Below are 16,101 nucleotides of genomic sequence, written 5' to 3' on the forward strand. Positions count from 1 at the left end.
TCCAATGACCAAATGAAAAACGCCCGCTGACGGGATCAGCGGGCGCTTCAAACTGATAAAGGCAAAGATTAGCGGCGGATGCCCAAACGCTCGAGGAGCGACTGGTAACGCGCTTCGTCTTTCCCACGCACATAATCCAGCAACTTACGGCGCTGAGCAACAAGCTTAAGCAAGCCACGGCGCGAATGGTTGTCTTTGGCGTGAGTTTTAAAATGCTCAGTCAGCGTAGTAATGCGCGATGTCAGGATCGCGATCTGCACCTCGGGGGAACCAGTGTCGCCCTCTTTGGTGGCAAATTCTTTGACCAAACGGTTCTTTTCTTCAGCAGTAATCGACATCGGGCTCTCCTTTACGTTAGAGGGTTGCAGCACAGGCCGGGATGTCGTCCAGCAAGGCCATTTCCCCACGGCGCTAGCACCGTGGATTGCGGCCACATAGGGGGGAATCGCGAAAATGAAAAGGCTTTTTTGATCTGTGCCGCACAGGTCTGTTAACCTTGAGCGCAAATTTTTATCCAAACCTCGGCGATTTATGGCATCTTTCAGCCTCGCCATGCGCCGTTCATCGGCGCTTGGCATCACGCATCTGCTGCTGCCATAGCATCAGATTTTGCCATTAGGGCAAGGTTCGCGTCACTTCACGCAAATCCGGTGATCGTTTGAGGGTATCGCATAATGTGCGGGAGTGGGTGATGCTTGCGCTTACGGGTTTGATCAGTTTGATCGCAGCGGGCTATGCCGCTGCAGGTATGTTTGATCTTCAATTGGATGAGTCAGAAGACGGGCCTAAATCCCGACAATATCCATCTGCGCGCAATTGGAGGCACGTCCTAAAGAAAATGCGCCCGTAAGGCGGCCAAAACCGCCTCGGGCTGTTCTTCGGGCATGAAATGGCCTGTATTGGCCACGGCCTGCCCCGTCACGTTTTCCGTCCATGCCCGCCAGATCCCCAAAGGATCACCCGTGCGCGCGGGAAAGCCTGCCTCAGCCCAGAGAAAGCAGAGGGGCGCCGTGATCATACGACCCGCCGCCCGATCTTCTGCATCCAATCCGCGATCAAAAAATGCGCCCGCGCGGTAATCGTTGCACATTGCTGCAATGCGCGCAGGATCAGCCGCTTGGGCGCGATAGGCGGCCAAGGCCGCGTCAGAAAAGGCGCTTAGATCTTTGGCATATGTCCATGAGGCCAATGTCCAATCCATATAGGCCGGCCCATCTGTCGCGATCATCCGCTCGGGCAAAGGGGCGGGCTGCGCAAGGAACGTCCAGTGATAGGCCTTCATCGCCAATTCCGCATCCCATGCCGCCCAAAAATCAACGGTCGGAACGATTTCCAAAATCGCCAAACGCTCAAGCCTATCAGGATGATCCAAAGCAAAGCGATAGGCCACGCGTGCGCCGCGATCATGCCCCGCAATATGGGCCTGTTCGATGCCGAAATGATCCATCACTCCCGCCACATCCAAGGCCATCTCACGCTTGGAGTACATGCGGTGTTCTTCATCGGCGGCGACAACTTCACTCTCACCATAGCCGCGCAAATCAGGGATGATCACATGAAAATCGCGGGCCAAATCGGGCGCGACTTTTGACCAGCACATATGGTTTTGAGGATAGCCATGGAGCAAAATCAAGGGCGCACCATGACCGCCATGATGCACTGAAAGCGTGATCCCGTTGGTTTTGATTTGTTCCTTCACAAAACCTGAAATCGCGCTGTGCATCGTTGCCTCCAAGATCAATTCCACAAAATTGGCGTGGTCGAATAGGGAATATAGAGCGGGTGTTTGGGATGACCTTCCTTCGACAATCCCAAATGGTAAAGCGGTTTGTCAACTTGGCGCAGCAATGCCGCCACCTGCGCCCCCCGCCCCAAAAACGCCCCATGCGCCCCCCATGCACAGATGATCTGATGCGCCGCAGTTGCACATCCTAAAATGGCATCATCATTGGCAGGCCCAATCGGATCAGCAGCGGCACGCATCGCGCGGGGGTCTGTGTCGCGCCATGCGAAAATATTCACCACTGTGAAGCTGCCAAACCCAAGCGCGCGGGCACGCCGTTCGCAGCGCTCGACTGTGGGGTCGTTTTGCGTCTCGGTCGCGGTGGAGGGGTTCAGCATCACAAACCCCACGCGCTGGCCTGCGCCTTCCCAAATCCGCGTGAGGCTATAGCGATAGGCCTCGCAATCGGAATAGACCGCCTCTGACGCGGCATCACCCTTTTGGAACGCGCGGCGGATCAAAGGTTGAACACGCGGCTTGGATGCAGCTCGCCCCCCATATACCGCCCAATGGCAACAGGCCGCCCCTCAAAACTGGCCCATGCTTGATCACCATAATTGGGTGCAGCATCCATCACCTGCCCAGGGTTTCCAACCCGCAGGCGCTGCGCGCCTTCTGAGGTTGCGCGCAAATGTGGCAAACCGTCCAACGCATGTTCGAGTGGCAAGAGAGCCGCATCAAGCGCCGTGGTTTTTGCGGCCAATTCAACCTGTTCCAAGCTCACAGCATCGTCCAAGTCAAAAGGCCCCGACCACAGACGGCGCAACCACGCAACATGGCCGTAACAGCCCAATGCGGCACCCAAATCGCGCGCAATCGCGCGCACATAACCACCCTTGCCGCAGACCATCTCTAAGACCGCAGACTCAGGGTTTTTGCGCGAAACCAGATCAAGCGTCTCAACGTAAAGCGGTCGCGCGGATAGTTCCAAGTCTTCGCCCGCCCGCGCCAAGGCATAGGCGCGCTGGCCATCTATTTTCACAGCTGAATATTGCGGCGGAATTTGCGTGATATGCCCCCGAAACGCGGCTAGGCCCGCACGAATATCGTCATCACTGGGCCTCAGGTCAGAGCGCGCGATCACCTCGCCCTCAGCATCATCAGTATTGGTCGCAGTGCCAAAGGTGACTTCAAACTCATAGGCTTTGAGGGCATCGGTGATGTAAGGCACCGTCTTGGTTGCTTCGCCAAGCGCCACCGCCAAAAGACCTGTCGCCTCAGGATCAAGCGTGCCTGCATGGCCCGCTTTATTCGCATCCAACGCCCATTTCACTTTGTTCACCACAAAGTTGGAACTCACCCCCGCAGGTTTATCGACAATCAACCAGCCTGAGATGTCGCGTCCCCGTTTGCGCCGTGCCATGCGTGATCCTTCCAAAATCCAAGAGGGGTCGCGTTACTCTAGGCCTGTTTGCGCGTCAACCACAGCCCCTAAGATCGGCCCAAGGGGCAAACCGAAATCCGCGCGCCCCAATTGCGGCGCATAGAAGCGGGATACGTTTCCGTCCAAAAACAGCGCGTTGTTGATGGCGAAATGATCCCGAAACACGCGGGCAAATTGGTGGAATGTGACAGGCGCATCAGAAATCACCGCCACAACAGATGTCCCCTCCATCCGAACGCCAACGCCGTTACGAATATATCGCGATGTGCTGTCGGGCAAAAAGGCAGGATGCAACGCACCATCAATCACCAACATCGGGCCAGATTGTGTCGCATATTCGCAAACGGGTGGCGCGGCTTCAAAGTTGCGCGCCTCAATCACCGCGGCCTTCCCCGCATTCAGGCAGAACACGCCATTTGGCAAAAGGCCAAAATTACCTGGCCCATCAGATGTGATGATCCGCATCTCCTCTTGGCCTTGCTCAACATAAAGACCGACAGGTCGGCGATCAGTGTGATACATCCCGCCATTCATCGCAAAGGCCAAAACCTGATTTTCAGGTAAGCTGTCTGCCACATTGAGGAAGGAACCAAAAATCTCGCCCGCACCATCGCGTAGAAAGAGCCGCATCTGAGCGCGGGTCAAATCAATTTCACAAGCGGTGAAGGGCGTTTCCTCAAAGCGAAAATCCGCGCAAGATACAGGCGCCTGATCCGCCCATAGGACTGCAGGCCCGCCTCCGCCCAGCGCACATAACGCGCCCAAAAGCAGTGATTTAATCTTCCCCGTCATCGCGATCTGGGGCCTCGACATCGCGGCGCACTTTTTCATCGGCAAACATACGGCGCGTCTCGTCCATGCGATCAAAGGTTTCATCAATCAAAAACCGCAAGTCAGGCGCATATTTCAGCGTCATCTCACGACTGATGGCGCGGCGTAATTCGCCCGTGTTGCGCCGCAGCGCTGTCAAGGCTTCCTCGCGGTGACCACCGCCCAACGGCATCACATAAACATGCGCCACTTTGAGGTCTGGGGTCGCACGCACTTCGCCCACTGTGATTGACAGGCGATTAAGCTCTGCATCATGCACTTCGCCGCGGTTCAGCACATCGGACAGGGTGCGGCGGATCAATTCGCCCACGCGCAACTGGCGCTGTGACGGGCCTGGCCCCTCATGGAACTTGTTTTTTGCCATCCGCACTCTCCTCAGTCTCTCTCGCATCTAGGCGATCATGGCCCGCCTCGCAAGCGCGGGCTTTCCGATTTGCATCGCTTGGGGTAGAGGGAAGGGAACACAGGAGGATGGCATGAGCGAGTCAATCGGGATCATCATTACAGGCGCATCAGGCCGCATGGGGCGGATGTTGATCGAAACCGTAGAGGCCAACCCCGCCACCCATTTGGTCGGCGTCACCGAACGCCCAGGCCATACATGGATCGGTCAGGATTTGGGCGCGGCCATGGGGCGCGGTGTGATGGGTGTGCCAGTCGTGGACGACCTTCTTGAAATTTTGCCCAAAGCCAAAGCCATCATCGACTTCACATCGCCTGAAGCCACGGTGGCGCATTCGGTTTTGGCGGCCCAAGCCCGTGTGGCCCATGTCATTGGCACAACGGGCATGGATGATGCAGCGCTTGCAAAACTCAAAGCCGCTGCCCGCCATGCCACCATCGTACGCGCAGGCAATATGAGCCTTGGGGTCAACCTGCTCGTGCAGATCACCAAACAGGTGGCCGCTGCATTGGATGAGGATTTCGACATTGAAATCGTGGAGGCGCATCACAACCGCAAGGTTGATGCCCCTTCTGGCACGGCCATCATGCTCGGCGAAGCCGCCGCAGAGGGGCGCGGGGTTTCCCTTGCAGATGTCCGCGATGCAGGCCGTGACGGGATCACGGGCGCGCGTGAGGCGGGCGCAATAGGTTTTTCCGCCATTCGAGGCGGCGATATCGTCGGCGAGCATGATGTGATCTTTGCGGCGGCAGGGGAACGTCTTGTCCTGCGCCATATTGCAACGGATCGCGCCATTTTTGCGCGCGGCGCCCTCAAGGCCGCTATTTGGGCACAAGACCAAGGCCCAGGTGAATTTTCTATGCTGGATGTACTTGGACTGTGATCTAAGCCGCTCTATCTTTCGTAACACAGCAATAGATGTTGGTTACGGAGCAGACTATGCTGAACAGATTGGCGCTCGGCACAATGCTTGGTGTCTTGATTGTGGCGGATGCCGCAGCGGCGGAAGGCTTTACGCCCGTGACGGATCGCGCAAGGTTCGTTTCTTTGATCGAAGGGCGCGAACTTACCCGTTTTGGCATTCGATTGACGGTTGAGCCTGATGGCGACATCACGGGACGCGCCTTTGGACGCCCAGTTACGGGGGATTGGGCGTGGCAGAATGGCTATTTCTGCCGCAATCTCAGCTTTGGCGCAGAGCCATTAGAATATAATTGCCAATTGGTGGAGGAGCGGGAGGGCACCCTTCGATTTACGGCTGATGAGGGTGCGGGTATCTATGCTGACCTGACACTGCGCTAGGCGGCAGGGCCCGCATCAAAAATCAATGGCGATGCCTTTTTTCTCCCAATCGCCATAGCGCACGGGTTCGGGGCCATCGCGCCCCCCAAGCTCCTTGGGCAATTCTACCGCTTCCGCCTCAGCGCGGCGGGCTTCCGCCTCAGCCAAGGCCCGCTGTGCAGCGGGGGGCAGGTCACGCTTTTCCGTCTTAGCCTCACTCATAGCGGCCTCATAGCGCAGCAAAAGGGCTGCATGATTGATCTCTGTCTCCCCCGTGATATACGGCAGCGAAACCCAGAGACAAGGATAGAAAATGGCGCGGACACGCGAAGAGGGTCGCCAAGACACCCAAGGTTTAGGCCCCCGCAAGGCCGCATTGGCCATTTTGCGCGCGGTTTATCTTGACCGCCAGATGGTCGCTCATCTCGACCAACCGCGCGGTCTTGCCCCCGAGGATCGCGCCCGCGCCGAGCGTTTGGCCCAAACGGTGCTGCGCCACACAGGCCGCATTGACACCTTGCTGTCTGACTATCTCGAGCGCCGTCCACACCCATTGGCCCAAAATATTTTGCGCCTTGGGGTTGCAGAATTGTTGCTTGATGAAGCCGAAGCCTATGGCGTGGTCAACGCGGCTGTTGCCATCGCCAAACAAGGCCGCGCAACAGGCGGCGCGGCCGGTTTGATCAACGCTGTCCTGCGTAAGGTCGATCAAGAAGGGCGCGCAAGATGGGCGCAACTGACCCCACAAACCTTGCCCGTTTGGTTGCGCAAAGCGGTTGGGGGGGCATGGGGCGAAACCGCAACCCACGCGATTGAAGCCGCGCATGAGGCAGGTGCGCCAATTGACATCACCTTACGCGACCAAAGCGCCCCCTTCGAGGCAGGTGAACCCTTGCCCACAGGCAGCATCCGATTGCCGCGCCAAACCCAAATATCCACGCTAGGCGGCTATGAGGCGGGTGCGTTTTGGGTGCAAGATGCCGCCGCCGCCCTTCCTGTGAAACTCTTAGGCGATGTGTCAGGGCAACCTGTGCTTGATCTGTGCGCAGCACCTGGCGGCAAGACCATGCAGCTTGCAGCAGCAGGGGCGAAGGTCACCGCTCTTGATTTGTCGAAACACCGTATGGGCCGCGTGCGCGACAATCTACGCCGCACGGGCCTTTCGGCGGATATGGTCACGGCTGACGCGTTAGAATTCAACAGTGGCCCTTGGCCTATCATCGTGCTTGATGCGCCCTGCTCGGCCACTGGCACCATAAGACGGCATCCTGATCTGCCCTTCGTCAAATCCGCCCGTGAAGTGGAAGCGCTGACAAAGCTGCAAATGCAAATGCTTGATCATGCTATATCGCTTTTGGACACAGGCGGGCGCATGGTGTTTTGCACCTGCTCCCTCTTGCCCAATGAGGGTGAAAACCAAATCAAAGCCGCGCTGAAACGACACGCTAATCTCGCCGTCTTGCCACTTGCTCCCAAGGCGCTTGGGGTTGATCCCGCATGGATCAGTGCCGAAGGCGGTCTGCGTATCTTACCGCATTACTGGCAAGATCGTGGCGGAATTGACGGATTTTACATGGCGCTTTTGCAAAAGCGGTGACAGCGCAGGTTCAAGCCGCTACACAAGACAGACCGCTTGGCCAGCTGCTTGAATTATAAGCATAATGACATCACTCCCGCTCCCGATCAGGGGATCGCAATCGGTGCCTGCCCTATCCGTGTCGCAACCTCATCAGGCTGCGGGCCGTGTTCATTTGAGGCTCAGCATCGCGGATTTGCGCCCTTCGGTTTACTTTGACCCCGACCATCGAAATCCGCGCGCGACAAAACAGGTGGTTCTCTTTTCCACGCTGGCAGATTATGGGGGCGCCATCGGATGGTGTTTTCTGCGCGCCCAATAGCACGGGGGCATCATGCGACCCCGTGATTGATGCAAATGCCAAGGAAACCCCATGACCGATCTCGCCCCCCTCTCCCGCGCCCTGATCTCTGTTTCTGACAAGACAGGTCTGATTGAGTTTGCCACGGCCTTGGCCGCACGGGGGGTTGATCTTTTGTCGACAGGTGGCACAGCCAAAGCCCTGCGCGAGGCAGGTCTTGCGGTGCGTGATGTTTCCGAGGTTACAAAATTTCCTGAAATGATGGATGGCCGCGTCAAAACCCTGCACCCGATGGTGCATGGCGGCTTGCTAGCTTTGCGTGACAATCCTGATCACCAAGCCGCCATGGCCGAGCATAACATCGCGCCGATCGATCTATTGGTGGTCAATCTCTACCCGTTCGAGGCGACTGTCGCCAAAGGGGCAAGCTACGAAGACTGCGTTGAGAATATCGACATCGGCGGGCCCGCGATGATCCGCGCTGCCGCAAAGAACCACGGTTTTGTCAGCGTTGTGACCGATCCCGAAGATTATACTGCCCTTCTGGCCGAGTTGGATGCGCAAGGCGGCCAAACCACGCTGCGCTTCCGCCAAACTTTGGCCCAGACCGCCTATGCTCGCACCGCCGCCTATGATGCGGCTGTCTCAACTTGGATGGCAGATGCTTTGGGGGATCCCGCACCGCGCCGCCGTGCTGTGGCAGGGCGCTTGGTGCAGTCGTTGCGTTACGGCGAAAACCCACATCAAGCGGCGGCCTTTTATACCGATGGCACAGGCCGCGCGGGCGTTGCCACCGCGAAACAGCACCAAGGCAAAGAGCTGTCCTACAATAACATCAACGACACAGACGCAGCCTTTGAATTGGTCAGCGAGTTCTTGCCCGATGGCGGCCCTGCCTGTGCGATTATCAAACATGCCAATCCCTGTGGCGTTGCCCGCGGCGCAAGCCTGACCGAGGCCTATTTGCGGGCCTTTGACTGCGACCGCACATCGGCCTTTGGGGGGATTATCGCCTTCAACCAACCGCTTGATGGTGCGACCGCAGAGGAAATCACAAAGATCTTCACCGAGGTTGTCATTGCGCCCGGTGCAGATGAGGAAGCGCGCGCCATTTTCGCCGCAAAGAAAAATCTGCGCCTCTTGACCACAGATGCGCTTGCAGACCCAAAAGCAGCCGCGATGACCATCCGCCAAGTTTCAGGCGGATATCTGGTGCAAGACAAAGACAATGGCCAAATTGATCTGAGCGATTTGAAAGTCGTGACCAAACTCAAACCATCCGATGCGCAGCTCACCGATTTGCTGTTTGCATGGAAGGTGGCCAAGCATGTCAAATCGAACGCGATTGTCTATGTCAAAGACGGCGCCACTGTTGGCATCGGCGCAGGCCAGATGAGCCGTGTCGACAGTTCGCGCATTGCCGCGCGCAAGGCTCAGGATATGGCCGACATCCTTGGTCTTGCGCAAAGCCCTGCGATTGGTTCAGTTTTGGCCTCTGACGCTTTCTTCCCCTTCCCTGACGGTCTGCTGTCGGCTGCAGAGGCAGGAGCCAAGGCGGTCATCCAACCGGGCGGCTCCATGCGCGATGACGAGGTGATCGCTGCCGCCGATGAGGCAGGCCTTGCGATGGTCTTTACAGGAATGCGTCATTTCCGTCACTAAGGGGGCCATGATGACCCGTTTAACACTTATAGCCGCACTGTTTTGGATCATCCTTGATCAGGCCAGCAAGTGGATCATGCTTTTGGTGCTTGATCTGGATCGTGTTGGTCATGTCTTGGTCATGCCGCCCTATCTGAATTTCATCATGGGTTGGAACCGCGGGATAAATTTTGGCCTCTTCGCCAACAGCCCCGACCTTCTGCGTTATGGTTTGATTGCTTTGGCGCTTGCGGTTTCCGCGTGGATGATCCTGCTGGGCCGCAACAGCCAGAGCAAACTTAGTGCGATTGCGGCGGGCTCAGTGGCAGGTGGGGCTTTGGGAAATACGTTTGACCGCCTCTATCACGGGGCGGTTGTGGATTTCCTGAATATGTCCTGCTGCGGGATCAATAACCCCTATACGTTTAATATCGCAGATATCGGTATATTTGCGGGTGTGTTCGGGTTGCTCTTGTTTTCGAATGACGAAAAGCCCAAGGTATGAGAGAAACCTTGGCATGACGTGGTGCTTTGTGCCATGGAGGATTTTATGAGCCGCAAACCGCATATTCTCCTGACCTTTTGCGCCCTGATGGGCCTTGCCGCCTGTTCACAAGGCGACCCATCTTTGATGAATTTACGCGCCAACCAATCTGGCCCAGATGAATTTGCCATTTTGCCAACACGCCCCATTGAAATCCCAACGGATTTGGCGGCGCTGCCTGAACCAACACCCGGTGGCACAAACCGCACCGACCCAACCCCTGAGTCAGATGCGATTGCCGCGCTTGGCGGAAATGCAGCGCGCGGCGGTGGTGTAACCAACAGCCTTTTGGCCCACGCGACACGCTTTGGTATTGAAGAGGGCATCCGTGACCAATTGGCTGCGGAAGATTTGGCCTTCCGCCGTGACAATGATGGGCGGCTCTTGGAGCGGGTCTTTGGCGTGAATGTCTATTACCGCGCCTATCGCCCGATCTCCTTGGATCGTTATGCCGAACTTGAGCGTCTGCGCCGTGCGGGCATTCGCACCCCCGCCGCACCCCCCGAGCCGCAGCCGCAGTAAGCCCGCATTGATCATCACTTTGTGACCGCGCCCTTGCGCGCGGCTGATTGAACCCTGTGCAGCGGCGGCCTATCTGTTTTTGCACATAGGCAAACCTAGGAGGGATTATGCGCAGGATCATTGCGGCTTTAGTGGGGCTTGCATTGTTGCCAATCGGCACAGGCTACGCGCAAACCTCTGGCGATGTGACGAGCTTTACCTTGGACAATGGCATGGATGCGGTTGTGATCGAAGATCACCGCAGCCCCGCCGTTGTGCATATGGTCTGGTATCGCACCGGCGCGGCAGATGAACCTGAAGGCAAATCAGGCATTGCGCATTTCCTTGAACATTTGATGTTCAAAGAAACAGAAACCCGCGAAAGCGGAGAGTTTTCGCGCATTGTCGAAGAAAATGGCGGCGATGATAACGCGTTCACCTCGTGGGATTATACGGCCTATTTCCAACGCGTGGCCGCTGACCGCTTACCCTTGATGATGGAGCTTGAGGCCGATCGCATGGCCAATCTGCGCCTCAACCCTAATGAGGTGGAGACCGAGCGCAGCGTGATATTAGAAGAACGCGCACAGCGCACAGATAGCAATCCGGGCGCGCTGTTTAACGAAGAATTCCGCCAATTGGCCTATCCAAGCCACCCTTACGGCATTCCGGTCATCGGGTGGCGCACGGAAATGGAGACGCTCAGCCGCGAAGATGCGTTGGCCTTTTACGAAACCTATTACGCTCCAAATAACGCGATCCTTGTTGTGGCGGGTGATGTGACCCCTGAGGAGGTGCGCAGACTGGCGCAAACCCATTACGGCCCGCTCGCTTCTGCAGAATTGCCCGCCCGCGCAAGGGTCGAAGATGCTGCCCTTCCACAAGATCAACGATTTGAATTTGCCGATGAACGGGTCGCGCAGCCTTATGTGATGCGCAGCTATCGCGCGCCAGAGCGCGACCATGGCGCGCAGGAAGACGCCGCAGCCCTCAGCCTGTTGGCTGAGATCTTGGGGGGTGCCCCTTCTACCTCCGTCTTGGGGCGCGCCTTGCAATTCGACACACAGCGCTCGGTCTTTGCGACTGCCTATTACTCGGGCCTCAGCCTTGACGACACGCAATTCACCTTGATCAATATGCCAAGCGCAGGCGTCACCCTTGCAGAAGCGGAAGCCGATCTAGATAACGTCATTGCAGAGTTTCTAGAGCGCGGGATTGATCCAAACCAATTTGAACGGATCAAATTTCTATATGAGGCCTCGGATATCTATGCGCGCGACAATGCTTCGGGGCTTGCGCGGCTGTACGGGATGGCCCTGACCTCAGGGCTTGAGGTGGAAGATGTCCAAAACTGGCCAGATGTGATTGCGGCCACCACGATGGACGATGTTATGGATGCGGCGCGGGCGCTGTTTGCAGATGCGCCACGCGTGACAGGCTATTTGACCCAAGCACAGGCGGCGGAGAATTGATCATGCCTTTCGTCAAACATATCTCTGCCGCACTTTTTGCTGTTATGTCCCTCATCACACCGCTGCGTGCGGAAATTCAAATTCAGCCTGTCCTCAGCCCCAATGGTCATAGCGCATGGTTGGTTGAAGATCATTCGATCCCCTTTGTGGCGCTTGATATTCGTTTTGAGGGCGGCACGAATTTGGATGAACCCGGCAAACGCGGGGCGACCTATATGATGACAGGCCTGCTTGAGGAAGGCGCAGGCGATCTCACGGCACAGGGTTTTGCCGAGGCTGTGCAGGGCTTGGCCGCCGAATTTTCATTCTCATCCTATCGCGATACTGTGGCCATCAGCGCGCGCATGCTGACGGAAAATCGCGATGCGGCGGCTGCACTTTTGCACGAGGCGTTAAGCAATCCTCGCTTTGATGCCGATGCCATTGAACGCGTGCGGGGTCAAATTCAGTCAATACTGGCAAGCCAAGCGCAAGACCCAAATGCAATTGCAGGCCAGACATTAAATGCCTTGGCCTTTGGCGACCACCCTTATGCATCCGCCGAAGAAGGCACCCCAGACAGCATTGCGTCCTTGACCCGCGATGATCTGATCACGGCCCATCGCAATGCTTTGGTCACATCACGGGTGTCTATTGGCGCATCGGGCGACATCACTGCCGAGGAATTGGGCGATCTCATTGACCGCCTTCTTGAGGGGTTGCCACAAACAGGGCCTGCCTTGCCGAGCATGGCAGGGTTTTCACCAAACACGCGCCAAGCCGTGATTGACTATCCAAGCCCACAATCCGTGATCCTTTTTGGGATGGAGGGGATTGCGATGGATGACCCCGATTTTTTCCCTGCCTTCGTGTTGAATGAAATCATTGGGGGCGGGTTCCGCGCGCGGCTGATGGAAGAACTGCGCGTGAAGCGTGGGTTGACCTATGGGGTTGGCACAAGCCTCTCGACAGCCGATTGGCAGCCCATGTGGCTTGGACAATTCTCCTCATCAAACGCCACCGTTGGTCAAGCATTAGAGCTGGTCGATCAAATCCTGCGCGATGTCGCGGAAAATGGCGTAACTGACGAGGAATTACTGCGCGCCAAACGCTATATGACGGGGGCCTATCCCCTTCGCTTTGACGGAAATGGATCCATTGCAGGGATCATGGCAGGGATGCAGCAAAGCGGGATGCCGATTGACTATATCGCGAACCGCAATGCCTTCGTTGAGGCGGTCACATCTGAGGACATCGCCCGTGTCGCAAAACGGCTTTTGGATGTTGATAAAATGCTGACCGTGGTTGTGGGGCAACCCGAAGGGCTGAACACCGCCCCCTGACGCGTTCCATTTCCGAATCGTGCAGGCGCGTGCTACTGATAGTGGCATGGGAAAGCCTGACCACAACATAAATGCCAATGAAGCCGTAGCGCGCCCGGTGATCCGCCAGCTTGATGAAGCGGCAATCAACCGAATCGCGGCAGGCGAAGTCGTGGAGCGGCCCGCCTCCGCGGTCAAAGAATTGGTAGAAAACGCGATAGATGCAGGGGCACGGCGGATCACAGTAGAAATCGCACATGGCGGCAAAACCTTGATCCGCGTCAGTGATGATGGCTGCGGCATGGGGCCTGAAGATTTGCCCATGGCCCTCTCGCGCCATGCGACATCTAAGATTGACGGCTCAGACCTGTTGAATATTCAAAGTTTCGGCTTTCGTGGCGAGGCGCTGCCCAGTTTAGGCGCGGTTGGCCGCCTGACCATCACCAGCCGCGCAGCTGGTGAGGATGGTCATGAGATCTCTGTCTCGGGTGGACGACAAGAGCGGATCAAACCCGCCTCCACGTCACTGGGCACGGTGGTAGAGTTGCGCGATCTGTTTTTCGCAACCCCCGCGCGACTGAAATTCCTCAAAACCGAACGTGCCGAAACCCAAGCAATCACCGATGTGATCAAACGCCTCGCCATGGCCGAGCCCAGCATTGGGTTCCAATTGATTGATTGCAGCGATGGCCGCCGCACTCTGTTTTCCGTTGATCCCGAAACAGGGGATCTCTTTGATGCGCTTTCCAGTCGATTGGGCCAAGTAATGGGCCGCGATTTTGTGGATAACGCCCTTCAGATTGACGCATCGCGCGAGGAAATCCGCCTCATCGGTCTAGCAGCCCTGTCAACCTATTCTCGCGGCTCTGCCGTGGCCCAATATCTTTTCGTCAATGGTCGCCCAGTGCGCGACAAGCTTTTGATCGGGGCGCTGCGTGGGGCTTATGCCGATTTCCTCAGCCGCGATCGCCACCCTGCTGCGGCTCTCTTCATCGAATGCCCGCCTGAACGGGTGGATGTGAATGTGCATCCTGCAAAGGCGGAGGTGCGGTTCCGTGAAGCGGGTGTCGTGCGGGGGTTGATTGTCTCGAGTTTGCGCCATGCCTTGGCCGAGGCGGGCCATCGCGCATCAAGCACAGTGGCCGCAGATACCTTGGGCGCCATGCGTCCCGAGGGTGGCGCGCCGCAGCAGCTCTATCAAGGTGGCTACTCGGCACCACAAACGCGGCCCAGCACCTATCGCAGCGCCTATGCGTTTCAAGCGCCTGAACAGGTTGGCCTCTCTGAAACAGCCCCTCAGTTTGACGCCCCATCCCACCGCGTGGCAGCTTCTGAAATCGCGCCCTTTTTTGCCGAAAGGAGCCATCCTTTGGGGGCGGCCGCGGCGCAACTGCATGAGAATTACATCATTGCCCAAACCGCCACGGGCCTTGTGATCGTGGATCAACACGCCGCCCATGAACGCTTGGTTTATGAGCGGCTGAAAAAACAGATGGCCACCAACGGTGTGGCGCGGCAGGCGTTGCTGATCCCTGATATCGTGACCCTTGGGCCTGATGCCGCGATTCTTTTGGATCACGCTGACAGTCTTGCACAATTTGGTCTGATCATTGAGCCCTTTGGCGAAGGCGCACTTGCCGTGCGCGAAACCCCTGCCATTCTGGGTGCGGTCAACAGCGAGGCACTGCTGCGCGATATTTTGGACGAGATTGCCGATATGGGCGAAAGCCAAATGGTGCAGGCTCGGATTGAGGCGATCTTGTCACGCGTGGCCTGTCACGGATCCATCCGTTCGGGGCGTGCAATGCGCGTGGAAGAAATGAACGCGCTGTTGCGCGAAATGGAGGCCACCCCGCATTCCGGTCAATGCAATCATGGCCGCCCCACATATGTGGAACTTGCCTTGAGCGATATTGAAAAACTTTTTGGTCGCAGGTGAGTGATGCAACTTGATCTGTCCAATCCAATAATCCTTGGCGCACTCGTTGGAGGGGTGATCCTCATTGCCCTTTTTTGGGTGATCCTTGTAGGGGTGAAAGCGGCCAATCGATCGGCTGCAATGATGGAACCCTTGGCCCGCAACCTTGGCGGTCTTGAAGCACGGGTGCAATCTCTTTCCGATGGGCAACAGCAACTGTCGGGCGGACTTGCGCAGGTGGTTGATCTGCAATCCAAGACCCAAGCACAGATGTTGCAAGCCATGGAGCGCCGCCTTGAGGAAGTGCAAAAGGGCATGAGTGAGACGCTGCACGGCACATCAACGCGCACGGCCCGCAGCCTTGGGGAATTGCAGCAGAAGCTCGAACAAATCGATCGGGCGCAGGCCAAGATTGAGAAACTGTCAGGCGATGTTTTGGGCCTTCAGGACATTCTTTCGAACAAGCAAACGCGCGGCGCATTTGGCGAAATTCAGCTCAATGATATTGTCTCAAAGGCACTGCCCAGTGACAGCTACGCGTTCCAAGCGACCCTCTCAAACGGCAAGCGCGCCGATTGCTTGATCCATCTGCCTAAACCCCCCGGCCCGATTGTGATCGACAGCAAATTCCCGCTAGAGGCCTATGAGGCATTGCGCGCAGCAAAGACCGCCCAAGAAACCCAAGACGCCGCCCGCGCCTTTCGCACATCTGTGCGCAGCCATATCAAGGCAATTTCTGAGCGCTACATTCTTGAGGGTGAAACTGCCGATGGCGCCCTGATGTTCCTGCCATCCGAAGCGGTTTATGCAGAATTGCACGCCAATTTCCCTGAGATTGTCCGCGAAGGGTTCGCGGCGCGGGTCTGGATTGTATCCCCCACCACTTGCATGGCCACGCTCAACACGATGCGGGCGGTTCTCAAAGATGCACGGATGCGCGAGCAAGCAGGCGCGATCCGCAAGCAACTGGGCCTGTTGCATCGTGATGTGGAACTGGTGTTCGAGCGGGTGAATAAGTTGAACACCCATTTCGGGCAGGCGCGCAAAGATATTGATGATATTTCAATCGCCGCAGAACGCGCGGGCAAACGGGCGATCAAGCTTGATAATTTCGATTTCGAAGAAATCGCCCCTGACCCAATGCCATCGCTTCCCGATAAATAGA

17 protein-coding genes are annotated in these 16,101 nt (G+C 57.1%); 10 read left to right on the forward strand and 7 right to left on the reverse strand.

The features are described 5' to 3' along the window. Positions 1 to 68: 68 nt before the first annotated feature. The 6 genes from rpsO to rbfA form a co-directional block, all read right to left on the reverse strand. Positions 69 to 338, reverse strand: coding sequence for a 30S ribosomal protein S15 (gene rpsO, locus AAC622_RS09950; RefSeq protein ID WP_317656736.1), 270 nt, complete (start codon positions 336 to 338; stop codon positions 69 to 71). Positions 339 to 829: 491 nt separating this feature from the next. Next, entirely contained in the window at positions 830 to 1,723 is an 894-nt protein-coding gene (locus tag AAC622_RS09955; RefSeq protein ID WP_340262126.1) for an alpha/beta fold hydrolase, read from the reverse strand. Positions 1,724 to 1,737: 14 nt separating this feature from the next. Next, positions 1,738 to 2,244 (reverse strand): DUF1643 domain-containing protein, encoded by a 507-nt coding sequence (locus AAC622_RS09960; RefSeq protein ID WP_340262128.1) that lies wholly within the window; start codon positions 2,242 to 2,244, stop codon positions 1,738 to 1,740. Then, the gene (gene truB, locus AAC622_RS09965) at positions 2,241 to 3,146 is read right to left on the reverse strand and encodes a tRNA pseudouridine(55) synthase TruB (RefSeq protein WP_340262130.1); all 906 of its coding nucleotides are present in this window, start codon (positions 3,144 to 3,146) and stop codon (positions 2,241 to 2,243) included. Before truB ends, AAC622_RS09960 begins: the two co-directional genes overlap by 4 nt. A gap of 33 nt (positions 3,147 to 3,179) precedes the next feature. Further along, positions 3,180 to 3,959 (reverse strand): phosphodiester glycosidase family protein, encoded by a 780-nt coding sequence (locus tag AAC622_RS09970; RefSeq protein WP_340262132.1) that lies wholly within the window; start codon positions 3,957 to 3,959, stop codon positions 3,180 to 3,182. Continuing rightward, a complete protein-coding gene (gene rbfA, locus AAC622_RS09975) occupies positions 3,943 to 4,362 on the reverse strand; it encodes a 30S ribosome-binding factor RbfA (protein WP_340262134.1) in 420 nt (139 codons plus the stop codon). The genes AAC622_RS09970 and rbfA overlap by 17 nt, the downstream gene beginning before the upstream one ends. Positions 4,363 to 4,474: 112 nt before the next feature. Between rbfA and dapB the strand changes: the two genes are divergently transcribed. Together dapB and AAC622_RS09985 are read left to right on the forward strand one after the other, a co-directional pair. Beyond that, the gene (dapB, locus tag AAC622_RS09980; protein WP_340262137.1) at positions 4,475 to 5,284 is read left to right on the forward strand and encodes a 4-hydroxy-tetrahydrodipicolinate reductase; all 810 of its coding nucleotides are present in this window, start codon (positions 4,475 to 4,477) and stop codon (positions 5,282 to 5,284) included. A gap of 56 nt (positions 5,285 to 5,340) precedes the next feature. Beyond that, on the forward strand, positions 5,341 to 5,703 hold the full coding sequence (locus tag AAC622_RS09985; protein WP_317656744.1) for a dihydrodipicolinate reductase: 363 nt from the start codon (positions 5,341 to 5,343) through the stop codon (positions 5,701 to 5,703). A gap of 15 nt (positions 5,704 to 5,718) precedes the next feature. On the opposite strand, the gene AAC622_RS09990 is transcribed toward AAC622_RS09985, so the two are convergent. Then, a complete protein-coding gene (locus AAC622_RS09990; protein ID WP_340262140.1) occupies positions 5,719 to 5,904 on the reverse strand; it encodes a DUF1674 domain-containing protein in 186 nt (61 codons plus the stop codon). A 91-nt stretch (positions 5,905 to 5,995) separates the two neighbouring features. Here AAC622_RS09990 and AAC622_RS09995 point away from each other — a divergent pair, with 91 nt between their 5' ends. The 8 genes from AAC622_RS09995 to AAC622_RS10030 all read left to right on the forward strand — a co-directional run bounded on the left by AAC622_RS09995 (position 5,996) and on the right by AAC622_RS10030 (position 16,100). Continuing rightward, a complete protein-coding gene (locus AAC622_RS09995; RefSeq protein ID WP_340262143.1) occupies positions 5,996 to 7,279 on the forward strand; it encodes an RsmB/NOP family class I SAM-dependent RNA methyltransferase in 1,284 nt (427 codons plus the stop codon). Positions 7,280 to 7,631: 352 nt separating this feature from the next. Continuing rightward, positions 7,632 to 9,221: a bifunctional phosphoribosylaminoimidazolecarboxamide formyltransferase/IMP cyclohydrolase gene (purH, locus tag AAC622_RS10000; protein WP_340262146.1), complete on the forward strand. Its 1,590-nt coding sequence runs from the start codon at positions 7,632 to 7,634 to the stop codon at positions 9,219 to 9,221. Positions 9,222 to 9,231: 10 nt separating this feature from the next. Then, the gene (lspA, locus tag AAC622_RS10005; RefSeq protein WP_340262148.1) at positions 9,232 to 9,705 is read left to right on the forward strand and encodes a signal peptidase II; all 474 of its coding nucleotides are present in this window, start codon (positions 9,232 to 9,234) and stop codon (positions 9,703 to 9,705) included. 45 nt (positions 9,706 to 9,750) lie between these two features. Then, a complete protein-coding gene (locus tag AAC622_RS10010) occupies positions 9,751 to 10,266 on the forward strand; it encodes a DUF3035 domain-containing protein (protein WP_340252911.1) in 516 nt (171 codons plus the stop codon). A 107-nt stretch (positions 10,267 to 10,373) separates the two neighbouring features. After that, a complete protein-coding gene (locus AAC622_RS10015) occupies positions 10,374 to 11,717 on the forward strand; it encodes a M16 family metallopeptidase (RefSeq protein ID WP_340262150.1) in 1,344 nt (447 codons plus the stop codon). Positions 11,718 to 11,719: 2 nt separating this feature from the next. After that, the gene (locus tag AAC622_RS10020) at positions 11,720 to 13,039 is read left to right on the forward strand and encodes a M16 family metallopeptidase (protein WP_340262152.1); all 1,320 of its coding nucleotides are present in this window, start codon (positions 11,720 to 11,722) and stop codon (positions 13,037 to 13,039) included. 46 nt (positions 13,040 to 13,085) lie between these two features. Beyond that, complete coding sequence (gene mutL / locus AAC622_RS10025) at positions 13,086 to 14,957, forward strand: DNA mismatch repair endonuclease MutL (RefSeq protein ID WP_340262153.1); 1,872 nt, start codon at positions 13,086 to 13,088, stop codon at positions 14,955 to 14,957. A 3-nt stretch (positions 14,958 to 14,960) separates the two neighbouring features. Beyond that, positions 14,961 to 16,100: a DNA recombination protein RmuC gene (locus AAC622_RS10030; RefSeq protein ID WP_340262155.1), complete on the forward strand. Its 1,140-nt coding sequence runs from the start codon at positions 14,961 to 14,963 to the stop codon at positions 16,098 to 16,100. Position 16,101 lies beyond the last annotated feature (1 nt).

Origin of the sequence: Roseobacter sp. HKCCA0882 (assembly GCF_037805225.1) — a bacterium.
In the GTDB taxonomy this organism is placed as follows: Bacteria; Pseudomonadota; Alphaproteobacteria; order Rhodobacterales; family Rhodobacteraceae; genus M30B80.